The organism is Nostoc sp. UIC 10890, assembly GCF_054786515.1.
This window is the reverse complement of record NZ_JBSGKF010000189.1, coordinates 1-1,074: the sequence shown is the minus strand read 5'-3', so window position 1 is coordinate 1,074 and position 1,074 is coordinate 1. Positions and strand designations below refer to the sequence as shown.

1 protein-coding gene is annotated in these 1,074 nt (G+C 44.3%); it reads left to right on the top strand.

All coding sequences use genetic code 11. From position 1 onward, the window contains the following. The coding region (locus ACWATR_RS40335; protein WP_460346079.1) for a phytase at positions 1 to 1,074 on the top strand (1,074 nt) is incomplete at both ends.

Below are 1,074 nucleotides of genomic sequence, written 5' to 3'. Positions count from 1 at the left end.
TTAAATTTAAATGATCTGGATTTGCCTAACGGTACAGATAATATCGAAGGCATCACCTTTGGCCCCAAATTAGCAGATGGTAGCCAGTCGATTGTGCTGGTAAGTGATAACAACTTCAACCAGAGCCAATTTACCCAAATCCTCACACTGAATGCAGACTTAGTTCCCACTGCTGCACCCACGGTAGAAACTCGTCCCGATTTGTTGGATGATGAAACGCTCCCAGTCGATCAACGTGCCGACGCTGATGATCCTGCCATCTATATTAATGCTACAAATTCTGCTGATAGCCTAGTATTAACCTCAGTGAAAAATGGCGGACTGCGGGTTTATGACTTGTCTGGTAATTTGTTAGAGACAATTAATCCCGGTGGTATTCGCTACAACAACATTGACCTGCAATACGGTTTTAAATTAGGCAATCAATCAGTTGATATTGCCGTAGCTAGCGATCGCAACAATGATAAACTAGCAATCTTCAAAATTAACCCCAATCCTGGCACTGACGGCAATTACCTGGAAGATATTACCGACAGCAGCCTTGGTACTCTCTTCCAAGGGTTACCTTTTGCAGAACCTTATTCCTCATCTTCTCGGAGTGCTTACGGGCTAGCATTGTACCGTAGTCCAATCACCAATGATTATTATGTCTTTGCCAATCGCCGCGAAACTGGTGATGTCGCTCAGTTTAAGCTGATTGACAAAGGTAATGGCAAAATTGGTATTGAACGAGTCCGAGAATTTACCGTACCAACAATTGAGGGACGCGATCCGCAAACAGAGGGTATGGTAGTAGACCAGGAAACTGGTTTCCTCTACATCGGCCAGGAAAATGTCGGTATCTGGAAGTTCCAAGCAGAACCAAACGGTGGTACAACTGGCAAGCTAATTGATCAAGTCAGAGATTTGGGCGGTACTAACCTCACCGATGACGTAGAAGGACTGACCATTTATTACGGCAAAAATGGTACAGGCTACTTATTAGCATCTAGCCAAGGCGACAATACTTTTGTGGCCTACACCCGTGAAGGTAACAACGAATATGTAGGTAACTTTGCCGTTGGAAACAATGGG